Annotated in this window: 19 protein-coding genes; 1 reads left to right on the top strand and 18 read right to left on the bottom strand. The window is 63.1% G+C overall.

What is annotated here, in order from left to right:
• Positions 1–87 precede the first annotated feature (87 nt).
• Entirely contained in the window at positions 88–600 is a 513-nt protein-coding gene (locus tag ACSQ27_RS00965) for a YgjP-like metallopeptidase domain-containing protein (protein WP_436153611.1), read from the top strand.
• A gap of 629 nt (positions 601–1229) precedes the next feature.
• Here the strand turns inward: ACSQ27_RS00965 and nagZ are convergent.
• The 18 genes from nagZ to fabD form a co-directional block, all read right to left on the bottom strand.
• Positions 1230–2288 (bottom strand): beta-N-acetylhexosaminidase, encoded by a 1059-nt coding sequence (gene nagZ, locus ACSQ27_RS00960; RefSeq protein ID WP_436153610.1) that lies wholly within the window; start codon positions 2286–2288, stop codon positions 1230–1232.
• 22 nt (positions 2289–2310) lie between these two features.
• Positions 2311–2706 carry a holo-ACP synthase gene (acpS, locus tag ACSQ27_RS00955; protein ID WP_436153609.1) on the bottom strand — a complete coding sequence of 132 codons (396 nt, stop codon included), beginning with the start codon at positions 2704–2706 and terminating at the stop codon, positions 2311–2313.
• Complete coding sequence (locus ACSQ27_RS00950; protein ID WP_436153608.1) at positions 2703–3509, bottom strand: pyridoxine 5'-phosphate synthase; 807 nt, start codon at positions 3507–3509, stop codon at positions 2703–2705. Before ACSQ27_RS00950 ends, acpS begins: the two co-directional genes overlap by 4 nt.
• Positions 3510–3521: 12 nt before the next feature.
• Positions 3522–4271, bottom strand: a complete 750-nt coding sequence (gene recO, locus ACSQ27_RS00945; RefSeq protein WP_436153607.1) for a DNA repair protein RecO — start codon at positions 4269–4271, stop codon at positions 3522–3524.
• 153 nt (positions 4272–4424) lie between these two features.
• Positions 4425–5384, bottom strand: a complete 960-nt coding sequence (era, locus tag ACSQ27_RS00940) for a GTPase Era (protein ID WP_436155378.1) — start codon at positions 5382–5384, stop codon at positions 4425–4427.
• Between the two features lie 173 nt (positions 5385–5557).
• Positions 5558–6259, bottom strand: coding sequence for a ribonuclease III (gene rnc, locus ACSQ27_RS00935; RefSeq protein ID WP_436153606.1), 702 nt, complete (start codon positions 6257–6259; stop codon positions 5558–5560).
• Positions 6260–6601: a DUF4845 domain-containing protein gene (locus ACSQ27_RS00930; protein WP_436153605.1), complete on the bottom strand. Its 342-nt coding sequence runs from the start codon at positions 6599–6601 to the stop codon at positions 6260–6262.
• A gap of 66 nt (positions 6602–6667) precedes the next feature.
• On the bottom strand, positions 6668–7642 hold the full coding sequence (gene lepB / locus ACSQ27_RS00925) for a signal peptidase I (RefSeq protein WP_436153604.1): 975 nt from the start codon (positions 7640–7642) through the stop codon (positions 6668–6670).
• Positions 7643–7653: 11 nt separating this feature from the next.
• On the bottom strand, positions 7654–9465 hold the full coding sequence (gene lepA / locus ACSQ27_RS00920; RefSeq protein WP_436153603.1) for a translation elongation factor 4: 1812 nt from the start codon (positions 9463–9465) through the stop codon (positions 7654–7656).
• 574 nt (positions 9466–10039) lie between these two features.
• Positions 10040–11497 (bottom strand): DegQ family serine endoprotease, encoded by a 1458-nt coding sequence (locus ACSQ27_RS00915; RefSeq protein WP_436155377.1) that lies wholly within the window; start codon positions 11495–11497, stop codon positions 10040–10042.
• 82 nt (positions 11498–11579) lie between these two features.
• A complete protein-coding gene (locus tag ACSQ27_RS00910) occupies positions 11580–12590 on the bottom strand; it encodes a MucB/RseB C-terminal domain-containing protein (protein ID WP_436153602.1) in 1011 nt (336 codons plus the stop codon).
• Positions 12591–12626: 36 nt separating this feature from the next.
• On the bottom strand, positions 12627–13241 hold the full coding sequence (locus ACSQ27_RS00905; RefSeq protein WP_436153601.1) for a sigma-E factor negative regulatory protein: 615 nt from the start codon (positions 13239–13241) through the stop codon (positions 12627–12629).
• 103 nt (positions 13242–13344) lie between these two features.
• Positions 13345–13989 (bottom strand): RNA polymerase sigma factor RpoE, encoded by a 645-nt coding sequence (rpoE, locus tag ACSQ27_RS00900; RefSeq protein ID WP_436153600.1) that lies wholly within the window; start codon positions 13987–13989, stop codon positions 13345–13347.
• On the bottom strand, positions 13986–14528 hold the full coding sequence (locus tag ACSQ27_RS00895) for a hypothetical protein (RefSeq protein ID WP_436153599.1): 543 nt from the start codon (positions 14526–14528) through the stop codon (positions 13986–13988). Before ACSQ27_RS00895 ends, rpoE begins: the two co-directional genes overlap by 4 nt.
• Positions 14529–14563: 35 nt before the next feature.
• Positions 14564–15808 carry a beta-ketoacyl-ACP synthase II gene (fabF, locus tag ACSQ27_RS00890; RefSeq protein ID WP_436153598.1) on the bottom strand — a complete coding sequence of 415 codons (1245 nt, stop codon included), beginning with the start codon at positions 15806–15808 and terminating at the stop codon, positions 14564–14566.
• Between the two features lie 84 nt (positions 15809–15892).
• Positions 15893–16132 carry an acyl carrier protein gene (acpP, locus tag ACSQ27_RS00885; protein ID WP_007873885.1) on the bottom strand — a complete coding sequence of 80 codons (240 nt, stop codon included), beginning with the start codon at positions 16130–16132 and terminating at the stop codon, positions 15893–15895.
• A gap of 159 nt (positions 16133–16291) precedes the next feature.
• Positions 16292–17038: a 3-oxoacyl-ACP reductase FabG gene (gene fabG / locus ACSQ27_RS00880; protein ID WP_436153597.1), complete on the bottom strand. Its 747-nt coding sequence runs from the start codon at positions 17036–17038 to the stop codon at positions 16292–16294.
• Complete coding sequence (fabD, locus tag ACSQ27_RS00875) at positions 17035–17985, bottom strand: ACP S-malonyltransferase (protein WP_436153596.1); 951 nt, start codon at positions 17983–17985, stop codon at positions 17035–17037. Before fabD ends, fabG begins: the two co-directional genes overlap by 4 nt.
• Positions 17986–17988 lie beyond the last annotated feature (3 nt).

Below are 17988 nucleotides of genomic sequence, written 5' to 3'. Positions count from 1 at the left end.
CGCGGGACTGGCTTTGCCAGACCGCAGGCGCCGCCCCCTCGAGGGGGGAACAGGCTACACGCAGTGAGCCTGGACGGGGGCGAACCTATGTCCTTGAAATATCTCGCCGGTTATCCCGAAAACCTGCAGGTCCAGGTGCAGCAATTGCTGGATCAGGGCCGGCTGGGCGAGGTGCTGCTCACCAAGTACCCCCAGGGCCACGGCGTGCGGACTGACAAGGCGCTCTACGACTACGTGATGGATCTCAAGAACGATTTCCTGCGCAGTTCCGAGCCGCTGTCCAAGGTGGCCTTCGACAGCAAGCTCCATGTCATCGCGCACGCGCTGGGCACCCACACCACCGTGTCACGCGTGCAGGGCAACAAGCTCAAAGCCAAACGCGAGATCCGCGTCGCCACGCTGTTCAAGGATGTGCCCGCGGAGTTTTTGCGCATGATCACTGTGCATGAGTTGGCTCACATCAAGGAGAGAGCCCATGACAAGGCGTTCTACCAGTTGTGCACGCATATGGAACCGCAGTATCACCAGTATGAGTTTGATTTGCGGGTTTATCTCACCCACCTGGAGCTGGTGGGGAAGCTGGCCTGGCCAGGGAGTTAGGGCCGGTTCTTGCTCCGGCGGTGTGCGCTCTTCTGGTTCTGCTGGCCGGGGGTAGCCCGGCGGCTACTCACTTTTCTTTTGCTTCGCCAAAAGAAAAGTAAGCAAAAGAAAAGGCGACCCTGGTTGCTGCGTCCCTCCGCTTCGCTGCGGGCAACCTGCGGTGCTCGGTCCAGACGGGGTCTGGCTAAACTCGCTTCGCTCAGACAACGCCAGCCCTGATCCGTCTGAACCTGCGCTCCTCGGCGCATCCACAAGGGGTGGGGAAGGAGTACCAAATCCAAATACCAAATACTTGACGAAACAAGGACTCGCCGTGGCGAGTCCTTGTTTGTCTTGGTTTGTTCTTTGTGTTTTGTCCCCGCTCCCGCTTGCCCCGTCCTGGCTGGGCCGAGGAGCGCAGACGTAGGCGGATCAGGGATCGCGCTTGTCTGAGCGAAGCGAGTTTGCGCGAGACCCCGCCGTAGTCGAGCACCGCAGGTTGCCCGCAGCGAAGCGGAGGGACCCAGACTGCGGGTCGCCTTTTCTTTGGTGACTTTCTTTTGGCGAAGCAAAAGAAAGTTACTTGCTGCCGGGCAACCCCCGGCCAACCGCCCTCAGCAAAGAAAGCGCCCGTCGGAACAAGAACCGACTTAAGGAATCAACCCCAAAGCATGCATATACGCCGGCTGCACCATCAACTCATCCCACCCAAACCCCTTCCCCTGCGGCAGCAGCGCCAGCCGCCGCAACTCGCTGGCCTCCATGGCTTCCCACTGGCCCTTGAGCAGGGCTTCGGCCATGCCGTCGAGGAGTTCATCAACGGGCTGACCCTCTCCCACGGACTGGTTGCACAGCAGCACCATGTCGCAGCCGGCGTTGAGCGCCGTCACCGCGGCTTCGGTGTAGCTCACCTCTTTGCCGTCTATCAGGCGGGCGCCGGCCATGCTGAGGTCGTCGCTGAAAATCGCACCGCCGAAACCCAGCTGGCTGCGCAGGATGAAGTTCAGCCACTGGCTGGAGAAGCCGGCAGGCCTGGCGTCGACCTTGGGGTAGATCACATGGGCGGGCATCACGCTGCTGAGCGTGGTGTTGAGCCAGCCGTAAGGCGCGGCGTCGTCGGCCAGGATGGCTTTGAGGCTGCGCTTGTCGACCGGGATGTCGGTGTGGGAGTCGGCCTTGACGAAACCATGGCCGGGGAAGTGTTTGCCGCAGTTGGCGACGCCGGCCTGCAGCAGGCCGTGCATCAGGCTTTTGGCCAGCAGCGTGACGACGCGCGGGTCGCGGCCGAAGGCGCGGTCGCCGATCACGCTGCTTTCACCATAGTCCAGGTCGAGCACCGGCGTGAAACTGAAGTCGACGCCGCAGGCGCGCAGTTCAGCGCCCAGCACATAACCGCAAGCGGTCGCGGCATTGGTGGCGACCAGTTGGTCTTTCATCCACAGCAGGCCCAGCTCGCGCATGGGCGGCAGGTGGGTGAAGCCGTCGGTCTTGAAGCGCTGCACGCGGCCGCCTTCGTGGTCGACGCAGATCAGCAAATCCTCACGGATGTCCTTGATCTCGGTGCACAGGTCGGACAGCTGCCGGCGGTCTTTCCAGTTGCGGGCAAACAAAATGATGCCGCCGGTCAGCGGGTGTTTGAGGCGCCGGCGATCGGCTTTGGTGAGCGACAAACCGTCGATGTCGATGATGAGGGGGGCGTGCTGGGTCATAAGGAAGTCCGGGAGGTTGGGGTCAGGCGCGTTTTTCCACCACGCAAAAGCTGGCGGCGTAGTCGGTCTCGTCGGTCACGGTAACGTGGGCCGTGAGCTGGCGTGCATCGAACCATGTTTTGAGGGCCCCGTGCAGCACGATTTCGGGTTTGCCGCTGGCGGCCTTGGCGATTTCGCAGGAGCGCCAGGTCATGGGCATGCGCATGCCCATGCCGATGGCCTTGCTGAAGGCCTCCTTGGCGGAAAAACGCGTGGCCAGGTAGCTGACGCCGCGGTCCGGCCAGCGGGCGCTGCGCTCTTTCCAGGTGGCCAGCTCACCGTCGGCCAGGATTTTTTTGGCAAAGCGCTCGCCGTGCTTTTCCAGGCTGGCGCGGATGCGGCGCACGTCACAAATATCAGTACCGATCCCGTAGATCATGCCGGTGCAAACGCCCGGTCTATGCAGGCCAGGTAGCTCCTGACGGTGGCGGCGTAACCCAGCTCCAGCGCGTCGGCGACCAGGGCGTGGCCTATGGACACCTCCAGCACGCCGGGCACCTCACGCACAAACTCCGTGAGGTTGTCGCGGTTCAGGTCGTGGCCGGCGTTGATGCCCAGGCCGGCGGCGGCGGCCGCCTTCCCGGCCTCGGTGAAGCGGGCCAGGACTTGTGCTTTTTCGGGACCTCCCCAGGCGCGCGCATAGGTTTCCGTATAGAACTCCACGCGGTCGGCGCCCACGGCTTTGGCGGCTGCCATGGCTTCCGGCACCGGGTCCATGAAGAGGCTGACGCGCACGCGGCGGTCATGCACCTGCTGGATCAAAGGCTGCAGGCGCGCGGCGTCTTCGGGGAAATTCCAGCCGTGGTCGCTGGTGAACTGGTCTTCGCTGTCGGGCACAAAGGTGCACTGGTGCAGCGGCAGGCCCCGGGCGGCCAGGTCGTGCACAAAACCCATGAGGTTCTGGAAGGGATTGCCTTCAATATTGAATTCGCGGTCGGGCCAGTCCTTCATGAGTGCCGCGAGCTCAAAGACGTCGTCCGGGCGGATGTGGCGCTCGTCGGGCCGCGGGTGCACCGTGATGCCCTGGGCACCGGCCTCCAGGCACAGTTCGGCGGCGCGGCGCACGCTGGGGATGTCCAGGTGGCGGGTGTTGCGCAGCAGCGCGACCTTGTTGACGTTGACCGACAGTGCGGTCTTGCCATAGGCATGGGAAACGACAGGAACAGGCGAAAGGAGTTTCATGGCGGTGGCTCGTTAAAAAGCTTGCAGGTCCATCATCATTTGCCGGGTTTTCAGGACCTTCACGCCGCAATGGTAGTGCAGCAAGGCGCGCAACTGGGTTTTAAGCTCATTGAAGCCGGGGATACAGGCCCGCACGGTGTCCGAGAACAAGGCCTCGTCGCCCAGCGCCTGCTGCAGCGCCTGCCACTGCCCGCCGGGCAGGCTGACGCGGTCGTCGTCGTGCGCCTGGCGCAGGCCCGCCTCGGGCACCAGCACGTAGCGGGTGTCCGGCTCCAGCGGCGCCAGCGTGGCGGTCTCAAGATCCAGCAGGGGCAACAGGCCGATGTCGCGCAGCAGCCGCAACTCGAAGGCGCGCAGCGCCAGCTGCAGGGTTTCGGCGCTCTGCGCGGCGATCAGTTGCACCGTGGCCGCATAGGCGTCAAACAGCACGGGATGCGGGTCGTCACGGGCCATCAGGCGCATCAGCAGTTCGTTGAGGTAATAACCCGACAGCAGCGCATCGCCGGTCGGCATCACGTGGCCGCCCTGCCATTCGGCGCTCTTGAGGGTGCGGATTTCGGCATCGCCGCCGAAAGCGATGTGCAGCGGCTGCAAAGGCAGCAAGATCGGCCGGAAACTGGAACTCGGCTTTTTCGCCCCCCGCGCCACCAGCGCCACGCGGCCGTACTTGCGGGTGAACACCTCCAGGATCAGGCTGGACTCGCTCCAGTCGTAGCGGTGCAGGACGTAGGCCGGCTCATCACCTATGCGTTTGGTAGCCATGGCGGTGCACCTATAAATCCGAAGGCCGGGCGCATGGCGGCGTTGCACGGTGCTCGGAATCCTCATGCACCCAAGTGCATTCCGGTGTCCTGCGCTCCGTGCGCCTTGCCCTGCATCCCGGCCATCGAATTTCTAGGCGCACCGCAACTCCATTTACTCGTAGCCGAACGTTTTGACCCGGGCTTCGTCGTCCGCCCAGCCCGAGCGGACCTTGACCCAGATCTCCAGGAAGACTTTTCCGCCCGTAAGGGTCTCAAGCTCATGCCGGGCTTCTGTACCTATGCGTTTGAGCTTTTCGCCCTTCTCGCCAATGATCATGCCCTTGTGGCCGTCGCGCTCGACCACGATGGTGGCAGCGATCTTGCGCAGGGCACCCTCCTCCTCATACTGGTCGATGATGACGGTGGAGGTGTAGGGCAGCTCGTCGCCGGTCAGGCGGAACAGCTTTTCGCGAATGATCTCGGCGGCCATGAAGCGGTCGCTGCGGTCGGTCAGCTCGTCGGCGCCGTACATCCAGGGCTGGACCGGCAGGTATTTTTCGCAGATGCCGAACAGGCGCTCGATGTCCTTGGCGTTGTTGGCCGACATGGGCACGAATTCGGCGAAATTGTGCCGCTCCTGCATCTCCTTGAGCCAGGGGGCGATCTCGGCACGCCGGTGTATCAGGTCGAATTTATTGGCCAGCAGGATCGCGGGCGTTTTTTCAGGCAGCAGGGCCAGCACCTTGGCGTCGGCCTGGTTGAACTGCCCGGCCTCGACCACAAAAACGATCAGGTCCACGTCGTTGACCGCGCCGACCACGGTGCGGTTCAGCGAGCGGTTCAGCGCGTTGCCGTGCCGGGTCTGGAAGCCCGGCGTGTCCACGAACACGTACTGCGTTCCCTTGACCGTGCGCATGCCGGTGATGCGGTGGCGCGTGGTCTGGGCCTTGCGGGAGGTGATGCTGATTTTTTGCCCTACGAGGGCATTGAGCAGGGTGGACTTGCCCACATTGGGCTTGCCGACAATGGCGATCAGGCCGCAGCGCTGCTCGCCGGCGGGCGGCGCGGGTGCGGCGTCGGGGGCGGGGGCGGGCACAGCCGCGCCGCGCGAGGACAAAGCCTGCGCCAGCATGGCTTCGAGCGCATCGGGCGGCTGCACGGCCTCCAGGGCTTTGGCCTGCCTCGCTTTGGGCTTGGCGGCCGGGGCGACAGCCGAGGCGGTCGCGGGTTTTTTGGCTTCTTTTTTACCTGTACTCATAATCTTGGTGTGTTGGCCAGCGCCTCTGGGCGGCCGCGGGCGCGGAGTCAGGATTCCAGCGTCTTGACAAACATCAGCATGGCCGCGGCGGCAGCCTGCTCCCCGGCGCGGCGGGAACCGCCTATGCCGCGCTCGGCCCGCCCGAATTCGGCGATTTCACATTCGACGTCAAATGTCTGCTTGTGGGCGGCGCCCATGGTGCCCACCACGCGGTAGATGGGCAGGTTCATTTTGCGCCCTTGCAGCCACTCCTGCAATTCGGTCTTGGGATCCTTGCCGATGGCCTGCATCTGGGGATTGATCTCGACATCCTTGAAAAGGCGGCGCACCAGCTGGTTGGCGGTTTCAAAGCCCGCATCCAGGTAGACCGCGCCGATCACGGCCTCCAGCGCGTCGGCGAGGATGGAGGGCCGCTTGTGGCCGCCGGACTTGGCCTCGCCCTCGCCCAGGCGCACCAGGTCGGGCAGGCCCAGCACCACCGCCAGCTTGTGCAGGGTGTCCTGTTTGACCAGGTTGGCGCGCACGCGGGACAGGTCGCCTTCGGGAAGCTCGCTCAACTGCTCATAGAGCAGGCCGGCCACCGCCAGGTTCAGGACGGAATCGCCCAGGAATTCGATGCGCTCGTTGTGGTCGGACGAAAAACTGCGGTGCGTCAGCGCCTGCAGCAGCAGTTTGGGATTGGAGAACTCATGCTCCAGGCGCTTTTGCAGCGCCGGCAGGCCCGGGCTCGATGTGGCGCTGGCTCGCACTTATTTGGATTTGCCGTTGTACTTGAGCAGCAAGAAGGCGGGGCCGGCCATGTGGATTTCCTTGGTGTAGGCGAAAGCCACGACGATTTTATCGCCGTCCTTGGTCACTTCCAGGTCCTTGCCGGCGATCGATTTGATGTCGTCAATCTGGGCCGCCTTGTCGAAGATGGTCCGGACTTCGACAACGGTATTGCCGTCCCTGGCCTTGTTGACGGCCTTGTTGATGGCCTGGAGCTCCACCAGCGTCGGGAACACCTGGGCGGCCAGGATGCCCGCGCAGACCAGGATGACGCAGAAAAACAGAAGGCCGATGAAGGAAATGCCGCGTTGCTGATGTTTCATTTTTTCTCCGCTCCGACTAAAAAAATCTTCCGGCTCACCATCGGGACAGCGACGCCGCCCGTGACCTTATTCGAAAGAGCCGATACGTTTGAGGTTGCCGAAATTCATCCAGACAAAAAAGGCCTTGCCCACGATATTGGCCTCCGGGACAAAGCCCCAATAGCGCGAATCCTGCGAATTATCGCGGTTGTCGCCCATCATGAAGTACTGCCCCTCAGGCACCTTGCAGACCATGCCCTCGCTACTGTAACGGCAATTTTGCTTGAAAGGAAAGTCCATGACCTCACGCTCATCCAGCCCGGCGCGCCGTGTGTCGTCATTCAGCAGGCGGTACTTGCGGGCGCCGTTGACCTCCTCGAACTGCTTGGCGTAGCGCAGCACGTCCTCGTCGAAGAAATCCGGCAGCGGCGTCTTGGGCAAGGGCTTGCCGTTGATGGTCAGCTTCTTGTTGAGGTAGGCCACCTCGTCCCCCGGCACGCCGACCACGCGCTTGATGTAGTCCAGGCTGGGTTTGGGCGGGTAGCGGAACACCATCACGTCGCCGCGCTGCGGGCTCTGGTTGTTGATGACCTTGATGTTCAGCACCGGCAGGCGTACGCCGTAGTGGAATTTGTTGACCAGGATCAGGTCGTTGACGAGCAGGGTCGGGATCATCGAGCCTGAGGGGATCTTGAAGGGCTCGAACAGGAAGGAGCGCAGCAGGAAGACCACCACGATTACCGGGAAAAGGCCCGCCGTCCAGTCCAGCCACCAAGGCTGCATGATGAGCCGGGCCCGGGCTTCGCCGAAGTTGATGTTGTCGACCTGGGTGATGCCTTTTTTGGCCAGTTCGGCCTGCCGGCTGGCGGCGCTTTCCTCAAGCGCCGCGGCGGCCTTGTAGCGCTGCGGCAGGAAATAAAAGCGTTCGGCCAGCCAGTAAATGCCGGTGACCACGGAGGCCAGGAACAGCAGCAGGGAGAAGTTGCCTTCGACCGCGCCGAAGTACCAGGCGGCGCCGTAGCCCACAAAGGCCGCCAGCACCACGGCGGTGATCGTGCTCATTGCGCCGCGCATCAGTCTTCCACCTGCAAAATGGCCAGGAAGGCCTCCTGGGGTACTTCAACGGAACCGATTTGTTTCATGCGTTTTTTACCCGCTTTTTGTTTCTCTAGGAGCTTGCGCTTGCGTGAAATATCGCCGCCGTAGCATTTGGCGATCACGTTTTTGCGCAGCGCCTTGATTGTCTCACGCGCAATAATATTGGCCCCGATGGCGGCCTGGATCGCGACGTCGAATTGCTGGCGAGAAATGATCTCGCGCATCTTGGCCACCACCGCCCGCCCGCGGTAGGCAGACTGGCTGCGGTGGACGATGATGGACAGCGCGTCCACCTTCTCGCCGTTGAGCAGGATGTCGACCTTCACCACGTCGGAAGCCCGGAATTCCTTGAATTCGTAGTCCATGGACGCGTAGCCGCGGGAGACGGATTTCAGCTTGTCGAAAAAGTCCAGGACGATCTCGCCCAGCGGCATTTCGTAGGTCAGCATGACCTGCTTGCCGTGGTAGGCCATGTTCAGCTGGATGCCGCGTTTCTGGTTGGCCAGCGTCATGACGGCGCCCACATAGTCCTGCGGCATATATAAGTGCACGGTGACGATGGGTTCGCGGATCTCGTTGACTTTCCCGGCGTCCGGGATTTTGGACGGGTTCTCGACCTTGATGGTCTCGCCGTCGGACCTGAGCACCTCATAGACCACGCTGGGCGCCGTCGTGATCAGGTCCTGGTCGAATTCGCGCTCCAGCCGCTCCTGGACGATCTCCATGTGCAGCAGGCCCAGAAAGCCGCAGCGAAAGCCGAAACCCAGGGCTTCGCTGACTTCCGGCTCATAGTGCAGGGAGGCGTCGTTGAGCTTGAGCTTTTCCAGCGCGTCGCGCAGGGACTCGTACTCGCTGGCCTCGGAGGGGTAGAGGCCGGCAAAGACGGCGGGCTGGATTTCCTTGAAGCCGGGCAACGCCTCGGTGGCGGTGAAAGCCGCGCCGCCGGTGCCGGGCTTGATCAGGGTCACGGTGTCGCCCACGCGGGCGGCCTGCAACTCCTTGATGCCGGCAATCACGAAGCCCACTTCGCCGGGCTCGAGCGCCTGGCGCGGCTCGGTGTGCGGGGTGAAGACCCCCAGTTGCTCGGCGTTGTACATCGCCTCGCTGGCCATCAGCTTGATGCGGTCGCCCTTGGCAAGCCGGCCGTCCACCACGCGCACCAGCATAACCACGCCCACGTAGGCGTCGTACCAGCTGTCGATGATCATGGCGCGCAGCGGGCCGTCGGGGTTGCCCTTGGGCGGCGGAATCCTGGCGACGACGGCCTCCAGGATTTCATCGATGCCCATGCCGGTCTTGGCGCTGCAGGGGATCGCGTTGGTCGCGTCGATGCCGATCACTTCCTCGATTTCCTGCTTGGCGTTCTCGGGGTCGGCCTGCGGCAAGTCCATCTTGTTGAGCACCGGCACGACTTCGACGCCGAGGTCCAGCGCGGTGTAGCAGTTGGCGACGGTCTGCGCTTCCACGCCCTGGCTCGCGTCCACCACCAGCAGCGCGCCCTCGCATGCGGACAGCGAGCGGCTCACTTCATATGAGAAGTCGACGTGGCCCGGCGTGTCGATCAGGTTGAGGTTGTAAACCTCGCCGTTGAGTGCCTTGTATTTGAGCGCGGCGGTCTGTGCCTTGATGGTTATCCCACGCTCTTTTTCGATGTCCATCGAATCCAGAACCTGCGCGCTCATCTCGCGGTCCTGCAAACCACCGCAGCGCTGGATGAGTCGGTCGGCCAAGGTGGACTTGCCGTGATCGATGTGCGCAATGATCGAAAAATTTCTGATGTGATTCATCAACGAGAACGCCTAAGTACTTGAAAGTATTGCGAAGAGATTGAACTCAATTCGCGAGGGGCCATAAAAAAGGGCGCGTCGATTGCGACGCGCCCTGAACCAACAATCTATGGCAACTGCGATAGTTGGAACTTCATTGTAGGCAAAAAGCCAGAGCCGAACAGTCCCGAAATTGCCATATTTTTGTCGTTGCAGGCTAGCAACAGGAATCTTATACACAACTTATTCACAATTTTAAACTGCTTGTCTCTGGACAACTTGTGGGTGATCTGTGGAGCGATGGGTATTACCCAAAATTAAGATCGAAAGTGGGACTTTGGGCTTCCCGATATATCCAAAAGACGCAGAGGCAAGCCGGTATTCTACCGAAAACCGTCCTTGACCCATTTCGTTGTTAGTGGTCACCAACAAAAGGCAGGTGGGAGGCCTCCCAAAAATATATTTTTCAGGGGGCCAAAAAAGGCCTGAACCCCGGCAAAACCCACAAACCCCAGCAGGGTATGGGGGCCTTGAAGGCCCGTCCCGGCCTCCCCCGACACCCATGCCGGGGCCTCACCCGGGCTTGTTTTGCGGTTTAGCGTGAGGGCCGGATCAAGGCGTACTGCGCCCATTCACCGCGGCGGAACAGCACGTTGATGGCCTTGGTCTTGTCAATTTTCGCGAGCGCAGCCTCAAACTCCTTGACGCTGGTGACTTCGGAATTGGCAATCGCCACGATCACGTCCCCCTCCTTCAGTCCGGCGCGTGAGGCCGCGGCTTCGGCCGTGTCCACCTTGACGCCGCCCTTGATCTTCAGTTCTTTCTTCTGCGCGTCGCTCACTTCGCTGACCACCAGGCCCAGCGCCTGGGCGGCGCCGGCGACAGGCGGCTTGGGCTCGGGGCCCGATGCTTTTCGCGCCGGCTTTTCAGGCTCGACTTCGCCGATGGTGACCGAGAGGTCCTTGCTGGCGCCGCGCCGGAAGACGGTCACCACGGCCTTGGTGCCGGGCTTCACGTTGCCGACCATGCGCGGCAGGTCGCTGGATTTCTCGATGGCCTTGCCGTCGAACTTGATGATGATGTCGCCGGCCTCGATGCCGGCTTTTTCCGCCGGCGCACCGCTTTCGACACCGCGGACCAAGGCGCCCTGCGCCTTGCCCAGGCCTATGGATTCCGCCACCTCCTTGGTGACCTGGTCGATCTGCACACCGATACGGCCCCGCGTCACCTTGCCGGTGCTGCGCAGCTGGTCGGACACACGCGCGGCCTCGTCGATGGGGATCGAAAAGGAAATGCCCTGGAAGCCGCCGGAGCGCGAGTAGATCTGGCTGTTGATGCCGACGACCTCGCCGCGCATGTTGATAAGGGGCCCGCCCGAATTGCCGGGGTTGATGGCCACGTCGGTCTGGATGAAGGGTAGGTAGTCGCCGGTGTCGCGCTGCTTGGCGCTCACGATGCCGGCGGTCACGGTGTTTTCAAGGCCGAAGGGCGAGCCGATGGCCATCACCCATTCGCCCACCTTGAGACGGTTGATGTCGCCGATCTTGACGGCCGGCAGGCCCGTCGCCTCGATCTTGACCACGGCGACGTCGCTGCGCTTGTCGGCGCCGATGATCTTGGCCTTGAATTCGCGCTTGTCCGTCAGGGTGACGAGGACCTCGTCGGCGCCCTCCACCACGTGGGCATTGGTCATGACGAAGCCGTCCGCCGTCAGGATGAAACCGGAGCCCACGCCGCGCGGCTGGTCTTCGTCGGGCTGGCCGCGGTCGGGCCGGGGGGCGCGCGGCATGTTGGGCGGAACCGGGATGCCGAAGCGCTTGAAGAACTCCAGCATCTGCTCGTCGGCGCTTCCGCCGGCGGAGGGTTTGGCTTTTTCCAGGGTGCGGATGTTGACCACCGACGGGCCCACCTGCTCCACCAGATCGGTGAAGTCGGGCAATGTGCGGTTTTGCGCCCAGGCAGGCGCTGCCGGCACCAGCGTGGCGACGGCAGTGGCGGCCATCAGGCCGGCGGTCAGGCAGGAGCGCAGGGGTTTCCAGTTCAGTTCAAGCATCGTCAGCCTCGTCAAAAATTTGGTCATCAGGCCACCCAGGCCGCCGCCGGAAAGCGCCGGCCGCCGGAGCGCCAGGGGCATATTATTTCCTGCGCTCCAGGCCGTTGGCAAAGAGCTTCAGCGTGGCCATGGGGACTTCGCCCATGACGGTGACCCAGTAGGCGTCCAGTTGCCGGGTGATGGTCTGCGTGGCACCCATCGACAGGCTGGATTCCCGCTCATGGCGCTGCCGGTCGAAGGGCTCCACAAAGATGGACACCGAAGCCAGGCCGTCGGAAAAAATCCACTGCAGGGGCTCCTCGCCGGGCGCCGGGTTGGCCGTCACCGGCCGCTTGTAGCAGCTCATGGGCTTGAAGCCGGCCACCGGCGCCTTCAGCACCCAGCCTTCGGCGCTCGCGGTGGTCTTCACCAGGACCGGTTTTTCCACGCGGTAGCCCTCGACCTTGCCCATCATCTGCAGCAGCTTGTCCATCTTGACGGGGGCATCGAGTTGCAGTTCAGAGAATGCCGCCTGCTCCAGCACCTTGCCGTCGGTGTCCAGCGTCTGCAGCTTCACGACCAGGCCTTTTTTCTGCTCGGTCCAGACGCGGTAGCCGAAGCGCATGCTGTCCTTGGGCACCAGCAGCACGATGTCGGCTTCAACGCCGGCCACGCGATCGGTACCCTCCTGTTTGACCTTGTAGAAATCGGCGATGCGGCCGTCGGTCGATTGCAGCAGTTGCGGGAACATGCCCAGCGACTCGCGTTTTTCACTGCGGACCACCTTGTGGTCGGGCATGAAGGTGACCACCTGGTCGTTGTGCCGGAAGATGGAGCGCGGCGCGCCGGTGAGCGTTTCGACCCGTTCCATCTGCTGGTCGCCCTCGCAGACATGCCAGATCTTGGCGCTGGACATGGCACCGCCCGACGAGACCACGAAGGTGCCGATATAGGAGCGCTTGCGGGAGGCCTCGTGCATGCGCATCAGCCAGTCGTTGATGCCGCGGGACTCCACGGCCGATGCCGCGGCAGGCGTGGCCTGCGCCGCCACATAGCCCATGGCCGGCAGCGTGCATCCAGCCAGCGCGAGAAGACGGAGAAGCTTGAGGTTCATGGTGTCGCCAATGCCCGGTCGCGGCGCAGCGCGCACTTAGCGCCCTGCATTGCGAGGGGTCTCGAAAGTGGCATTGCGCAGAAAACCCGAGGGCTCCTGCAGGGCCGAGGTGCCGCCCAGCTGCTTGTGCGCGGCCAGCAGCTCCTCAAGCCGCGCATCGCGCACCATGGGGCCTTGCGGCGAAGCGACCACCACCTGCTGGGGGGAGGCTGGTGCCTGGGCCAGTTGCGGCGCGGCGGCGGGTGACAGCAGGCTGGCGGCGTTCCACGCAATGGCCGACACCGCCGCGAGCGAGGCGAAACCCGCCACCAGCTTCCAGCGGAATTCGCCGTCGTTGGACGCCTGGCTGCGGTGGGGAGGCAGGGCAAGGGGCACATCCTGGACAGCGGGCTGGGCGGGGCGGGACGGCGCACCCGGCGAGGCTTCCTGCGCCAGGCGCTGGTTCAGGCGGCTCAGAAATGCCGTATCCGCGCCGTGCGCGCCCTGCGCAGGGGACCGCAGCGCATCGCCGATCAGATGATAAGTGTCCCAGCACGCAAGGGCCGAATCATCGTGCCGGCTGGCGTGGAGTGCGGCCGCAAAATCTTCCCCGTCCAGCTGGCCATCGGCCAGGGCGGACATGAGTTCGCTGGTTTGCATAGACGGTTTCATGATGTTCGTGCTGCTCGTGGTGTTCGCGGATAGGGGGACTGCCGTGGCGGGAGGTTGAAAATACTGATTCGTGGCTTCATGGTGGCTCCTGGGTGCTGCGGCCTCACCAGCGCTTGCCGCTCTGGTTTTCCAGCAGGGGTTTCACCTTCTGCGAAATCGCTTCACGCGCCCTGAAAATCCGGGACCGCACCGTGCCTATGGGGCAATCCATGGCCTCCGAGATCTCTTCATAGCTCAAGCCTTCGATTTCACGCAGGGTGATGGCCTGGCGGAGCTCCTCCGGCAAGGCTTCCATGGCGGCGTTGATGATTTCCGCGATTTCCTTGCTGGCCAGCACGGCATCCGGCGTTTCCGAGCTTGTTAGTTCGTTTTCCAGCGGGGAAGTTTCATCGTTTTCCTCGCTTTGGCCCGATTTGAAGGCGTTTTCGGAAACGGTCGGGTCCCGTTTGAGGTCCATCAGGGCTTTTTTCGCGGTATTCACGGCGATCCGGTACAGCCAGGTGTAGAACTGGGCCTCGCCCCTGAATTGCGCCAGGGCCCGGTAGGCCCGGATAAACGTCTCCTGGGCGATGTCTTCCACCAGGTCCACGTCGCGAACCATGCGGCCTATCAGGCGCTGGATACGCCGCTGGTACTTGATGACCAGAAGCTCATAGGCTTTCTGGTCACCCGCAACGGTGCGCTCAACCAGCATGGCATCGCTGTCGGTGGCTTTTTCAGCCGGCAGTGGTGGCAAGTCAGCGCTCATGGAGGGTTTGGCGTGCCGTCATTGGGGTGCATAGCCCCCGATACTGCCACAGCCGGCGCCCCATCCATGCGCAGCGAATCGTGCTGCCATGGCATGGCGGCCGCCTTGTGCGGCGAAAAAACCGCCCTGCGCAAGTCCAGCCAGCGCTCGGGCATGCTGCGCCGCTCCATCCAGAGCCACAAACAGGCATGGGCCTGGTTTTCGAGCCGCAGCAGCAGCGCATGCTGGAAGTCAGCGAGGACCGACAGCCCGTATTCGGCGACACCGGCCTGGTAGCCGGGGCTTTCCCAGCGCCAGACCTCGCCGTCCCAGGCGAGTTGGCCTGCCGGGGCGTTGCGCCAGCCGGCATAGGCCGCGGCGCCGGCGCCAAGCACACAGGCGAGCGCCAACGCAATGCGCCAATCGAGCTGCCCGGCCCCCAGGAAAAACCAGGCCAGCGCCAGCAGCAGGCCGCAAAGCCACAGGCACAGCAAAAGCGCACCCAGGAAACGCGAACGCCCCAACGGATAAACAACCGGAGGGGCGTTGTGTGTGGTCAAGGGTTTGCTTGGCTTGCGAGGCGTGCGGGCAAAAATCAGGCGCGCTTGAAAACCAACGTGCCGTTGGTGCCGCCAAAACCGAAGTTGTTTTTGACGGCGAGCTCGATTTTGGCGTCACGCGCGGTATTGGCGCAGTAGTCGAGATCGCACTCGGGATCCTGGTTGAAGATATTGATGGTCGGCGGAATCTTCTGGTGATACAGCGAGAGCACGGTGAACACCGATTCGATGCCGCCCGCCCCGCCCAGCAGGTGGCCGGTCATGGACTTGGTGGAGCTGACCACCAGGTCCTTGGCGTGGCCGCCGAAGGCTGCCTTGATCGCATTGGTTTCGTTCAGGTCACCCAGCGGCGTGGACGTGCCATGCGCGTTGAGGTACTGGACCTCATCGGCGTTGACGCCGGCGTTCTTCAGGGCCATCACCATCGAGCGGCGCGGGCCGTCGACGTCGGGGGCGGTCATGTGGTACGCGTCGGCGCTCATGCCGAAGCCGGTCAGCTCGGCGTAAATTCTGGCGCCGCGCGCCTTGGCGTGTTCATACTCTTCGAGCACCAGCACGCCGCCGCCCTCACCCAGCACAAAACCATCACGGTCTTTGTCCCAGGGGCGTGAGGCTGTTTTCGGGTCTTCGTTGCGGGTGGACAAGGCGCGGGCGGCCGCGAAACCGCCTATGCCCAGGGGAGACACGCAGGACTCCGCACCGCCGGCCACCATGACGTCGCAATCACCGTACTCGATCATGCGGGCCGACAGGCCGATCGCGTGGAGACCAGTGGTGCAGGCCGTGACGACCGCGATGTTGGGGCCCTTGAAGCCGAATTTGATGGACACATGCCCGGAGATCATGTTGATGATCGAGGCAGGGACAAAAAACGGTGAAATCCGGCGCGGGCCGCGATTGACCAGCTCGGTATGCATCTGCTCGATCATGGGCAGACCGCCAATGCCCGAGCCGATATTGCAGCCGATGCGCGTGGCCATTTCGTCGCCCAGCGCCTCGCCGGTCGGCAAACCGCTGTCGGCCACCGCCTGGAAGGCCGCAGCCAGACCCAGGTGGATGAAGCGGTCCATGTGCCGGGCTTCTTTTTCGGGGATGTAGTCCGCGATGTTGAAACCCTTGACCTCGCCGGCGAATTTGCAGGCGAGGTTGCTGGCATCAAACCCGGTGACCAGATCAATGCCGGGATTGCCGGCAAGAAGATTGGCCCAGGACTCGGCCACGGTATTACCTACCGGGCTGACGCAACCCAGACCTGTCACGACGACACGACGACGGCTCATTCAGAAATCCTGAAAAGAACCTGAAAAGGCCCTGTGGCTTTTCAGGCTTGATGACGGCAGAGTCACAGGCGAAAACCTGCGGCCTCAGGCCTTTTGATGGGTGTTCGCGTAGTCAATCGCGTTCTGGACGGTGGTGATCTTCTCGGCGTCTTCGTCGGGAATCTCAATGCCGAACTCGTCTTCCAGAGCCATAACCAGTTCTACGGTGTCAAGGGAGTCAGCGCCCAGATCGGCCACAAAGGCTTTTTCATTGGTGACCTGGCCTTCTTCCACGCCGAGTTGTTCGGCAATGATTTTCTTAACACGTGCTTCGATATCGCTCATAGTTCCCTCTGAGGGTTGTAAATTAATCCGTGATTTTACCGCGTTAGAGTCGTTTCCCTAAGCACCGCGCCGGACGGATAAAAACCGGCTTCGATTTCCCGTGTTTTACCACTGTCAACCCGCGGTTTTCATGAAACCCCAGGTTGACGGCCTCAAGGCCTACATATACATGCCGCCGTTGACGTGAATCTCCTGGCCGGTAATGTAAGCCGCCTGCGGGCTGGCCACAAAGGCCACAGCGTGCGCAATGTCTTGCGGCTTGCCGAGATGGCCCAGCGGAATCTGCCCCAGCAACGCTTTTTGCTGCTCTTCGGGCAAACCCGCCGTCATGTCGGTCTCGATAAAGCCGGGCGCCACACAATTGACCGTGATGTTGCGCGAACCGAGTTCGCGCGCCAGCGCGCGCGTCATGCCGGCCACGCCGGCCTTGGCGGCCGCGTAATTGGACTGGCCCGCGTTGCCCGAGGCGCCAACCACCGAGGTGATGCTGATGATGCGGCCGTAGCGCTGCTTCATCATGGTGCGCATGACCGCGCGACTCATGCGAAACACAGCCTTGAGGTTGGTGTCCAGCACCGCATCCCAGTCGTCGTCCTTGAGACGCATGGCCAGCATGTCGCGCGTGATGCCGGCGTTGTTGACCAGCACCTGCAGGCCGCCGTGCTCCTTGACGATGGCCTCGATCAGCGCTTCGGCGGCGGTGACATCGTTCACGTTCAGGTTTTTGCCGCCGCAGCCGGGGAAAGCCGCGAGGGCTTGGCCGATCTTGGCCGCGCCTTCGTCGCTGGTCGCGGTGCCGATGACCTTGAGGCCCTTCTGGGCCAATTCGAGTGCGATGGCCGCGCCGATTCCGCGCGAGGCCCCCGTGACCAGCGCGACCTGGCCTTCAAACTTGACTTCGCTCATGCCAGTAACTCCTTCACTTCCGCCAGCGAGGCGGGATCAAACAGGGCGACGCCGGTCAATTCGGGGTCGATTCTTTTGGCCATGCCGGCCAGCACTTTGCCCGGCCCGCACTCGACCAGCGTCGTAAGGCCACGCGCCTTGATGGCCTGGACACACTCCACCCAACGCACCGGGCCGAAGGCCTGGCCGTAGAGCGCCGCGCGTATGCGGTCCGCGTCGGTCTCGACGGTCACTTCGATGTTGTTGATGACCGGAATTTGCGGCGCCGCGAAATCGACGGCGGCCAGCTTTTCTCGCAGTTTCTCGGCCGCGGGCTTCATCAGGCTGGAGTGAAAGGGTGCCGACACCGGCAGGGGCAAGGCGCGCTTGGCGCCGTTGGCCTTGAGCACTTCGCAGGCTTTTTCGACCCCGGCCTTGCTGCCCGCGATGACGGTTTGCATCGGGTCGTTGAAATTGACGGCTTCCACCACCTCGGAGGTGTTGGCGCCGAAGCTGCGCGCGGCTTCGGCGCAGCCTTCGATCACCTTGGAGGCTTCCATGCCCAGGATGGCCGCCATCGCGCCCACGCCAACCGGCACGGCGTCCTGCATGGCCTGCGCGCGAAAGCGCACCAGCGGCGCGGCCTGCGCGAGCGTCAGCACGCCGGAAGCCACCAGGGCGGAGTATTCGCCCAGCGAGTGGCCCGCCACGGCGGCCGGCGCGGCGCCGGTCTCGGCCATCCAGGCGCGGTAAGCCGCCACACCGGCAACCAGCATCACGGGCTGCGTGTTGGTGGTCAGCGCCAGCGCCTCCTTGGGGCCTTCCTTGATCAGGCGGCCGACGTCCTCGCCGAGTGCCTCGGAGGCTTCGGCCAGCGTCTGCGCGACCACCGGATGATCGCCCCAGGCGTCCAGCATGCCGACCGACTGCGAGCCCTGGCCGGGAAAAACAATAGCAAACGATTTCAAATG

Source organism: Polaromonas sp. LjRoot131 (assembly GCF_964252805.1).
Taxonomy (GTDB): Bacteria; Pseudomonadota; Gammaproteobacteria; order Burkholderiales; family Burkholderiaceae_C; genus Polaromonas.
Note: the sequence above shows the minus strand (reverse complement) of the source record. Positions and strands in the feature narration are given on the sequence as shown.

Bases quoted from the DNA above. Each gene is read 5' to 3' on its own strand.
- ACSQ27_RS00965 (WP_436153611.1), top strand. From the start codon at position 88: ATGTCCTTGAAATATCTCGCCGGTTATCCCGAAAACCTGCAGGTCCAG.
- nagZ (WP_436153610.1), bottom strand. From the start codon at position 2,288: ATGACCCAGCACGCCCCCCTCATCATCGACATCGACGGTTTGTCGCTC.
- acpS (WP_436153609.1), bottom strand. From the start codon at position 2,706: ATGATCTACGGGATCGGTACTGATATTTGTGACGTGCGCCGCATCCGC.
- ACSQ27_RS00950 (WP_436153608.1), bottom strand. From the start codon at position 3,509: ATGAAACTCCTTTCGCCTGTTCCTGTCGTTTCCCATGCCTATGGCAAG.
- recO (WP_436153607.1), bottom strand. From the start codon at position 4,271: ATGGCTACCAAACGCATAGGTGATGAGCCGGCCTACGTCCTGCACCGC.
- era (WP_436155378.1), bottom strand. From the start codon at position 5,384: ATGCTGGCGCAGGCTTTGTCCTCGCGCGGCGCGGCTGTGCCCGCCCCC.
- ACSQ27_RS00930 (WP_436153605.1), bottom strand. From the start codon at position 6,601: ATGAAACATCAGCAACGCGGCATTTCCTTCATCGGCCTTCTGTTTTTC.
- lepB (WP_436153604.1), bottom strand. From the start codon at position 7,642: ATGAGCACGATCACCGCCGTGGTGCTGGCGGCCTTTGTGGGCTACGGC.
- lepA (WP_436153603.1), bottom strand. From the start codon at position 9,465: ATGAATCACATCAGAAATTTTTCGATCATTGCGCACATCGATCACGGC.
- ACSQ27_RS00915 (WP_436155377.1), bottom strand. From the start codon at position 11,497: ATGCTTGAACTGAACTGGAAACCCCTGCGCTCCTGCCTGACCGCCGGC.
- ACSQ27_RS00910 (WP_436153602.1), bottom strand. From the start codon at position 12,590: ATGAACCTCAAGCTTCTCCGTCTTCTCGCGCTGGCTGGATGCACGCTG.
- ACSQ27_RS00905 (WP_436153601.1), bottom strand. From the start codon at position 13,241: ATGAAACCGTCTATGCAAACCAGCGAACTCATGTCCGCCCTGGCCGAT.
- rpoE (WP_436153600.1), bottom strand. From the start codon at position 13,989: ATGAGCGCTGACTTGCCACCACTGCCGGCTGAAAAAGCCACCGACAGC.
- fabF (WP_436153598.1), bottom strand. From the start codon at position 15,808: ATGAGCCGTCGTCGTGTCGTCGTGACAGGTCTGGGTTGCGTCAGCCCG.
- acpP (WP_007873885.1), bottom strand. From the start codon at position 16,132: ATGAGCGATATCGAAGCACGTGTTAAGAAAATCATTGCCGAACAACTC.
- fabG (WP_436153597.1), bottom strand. From the start codon at position 17,038: ATGAGCGAAGTCAAGTTTGAAGGCCAGGTCGCGCTGGTCACGGGGGCC.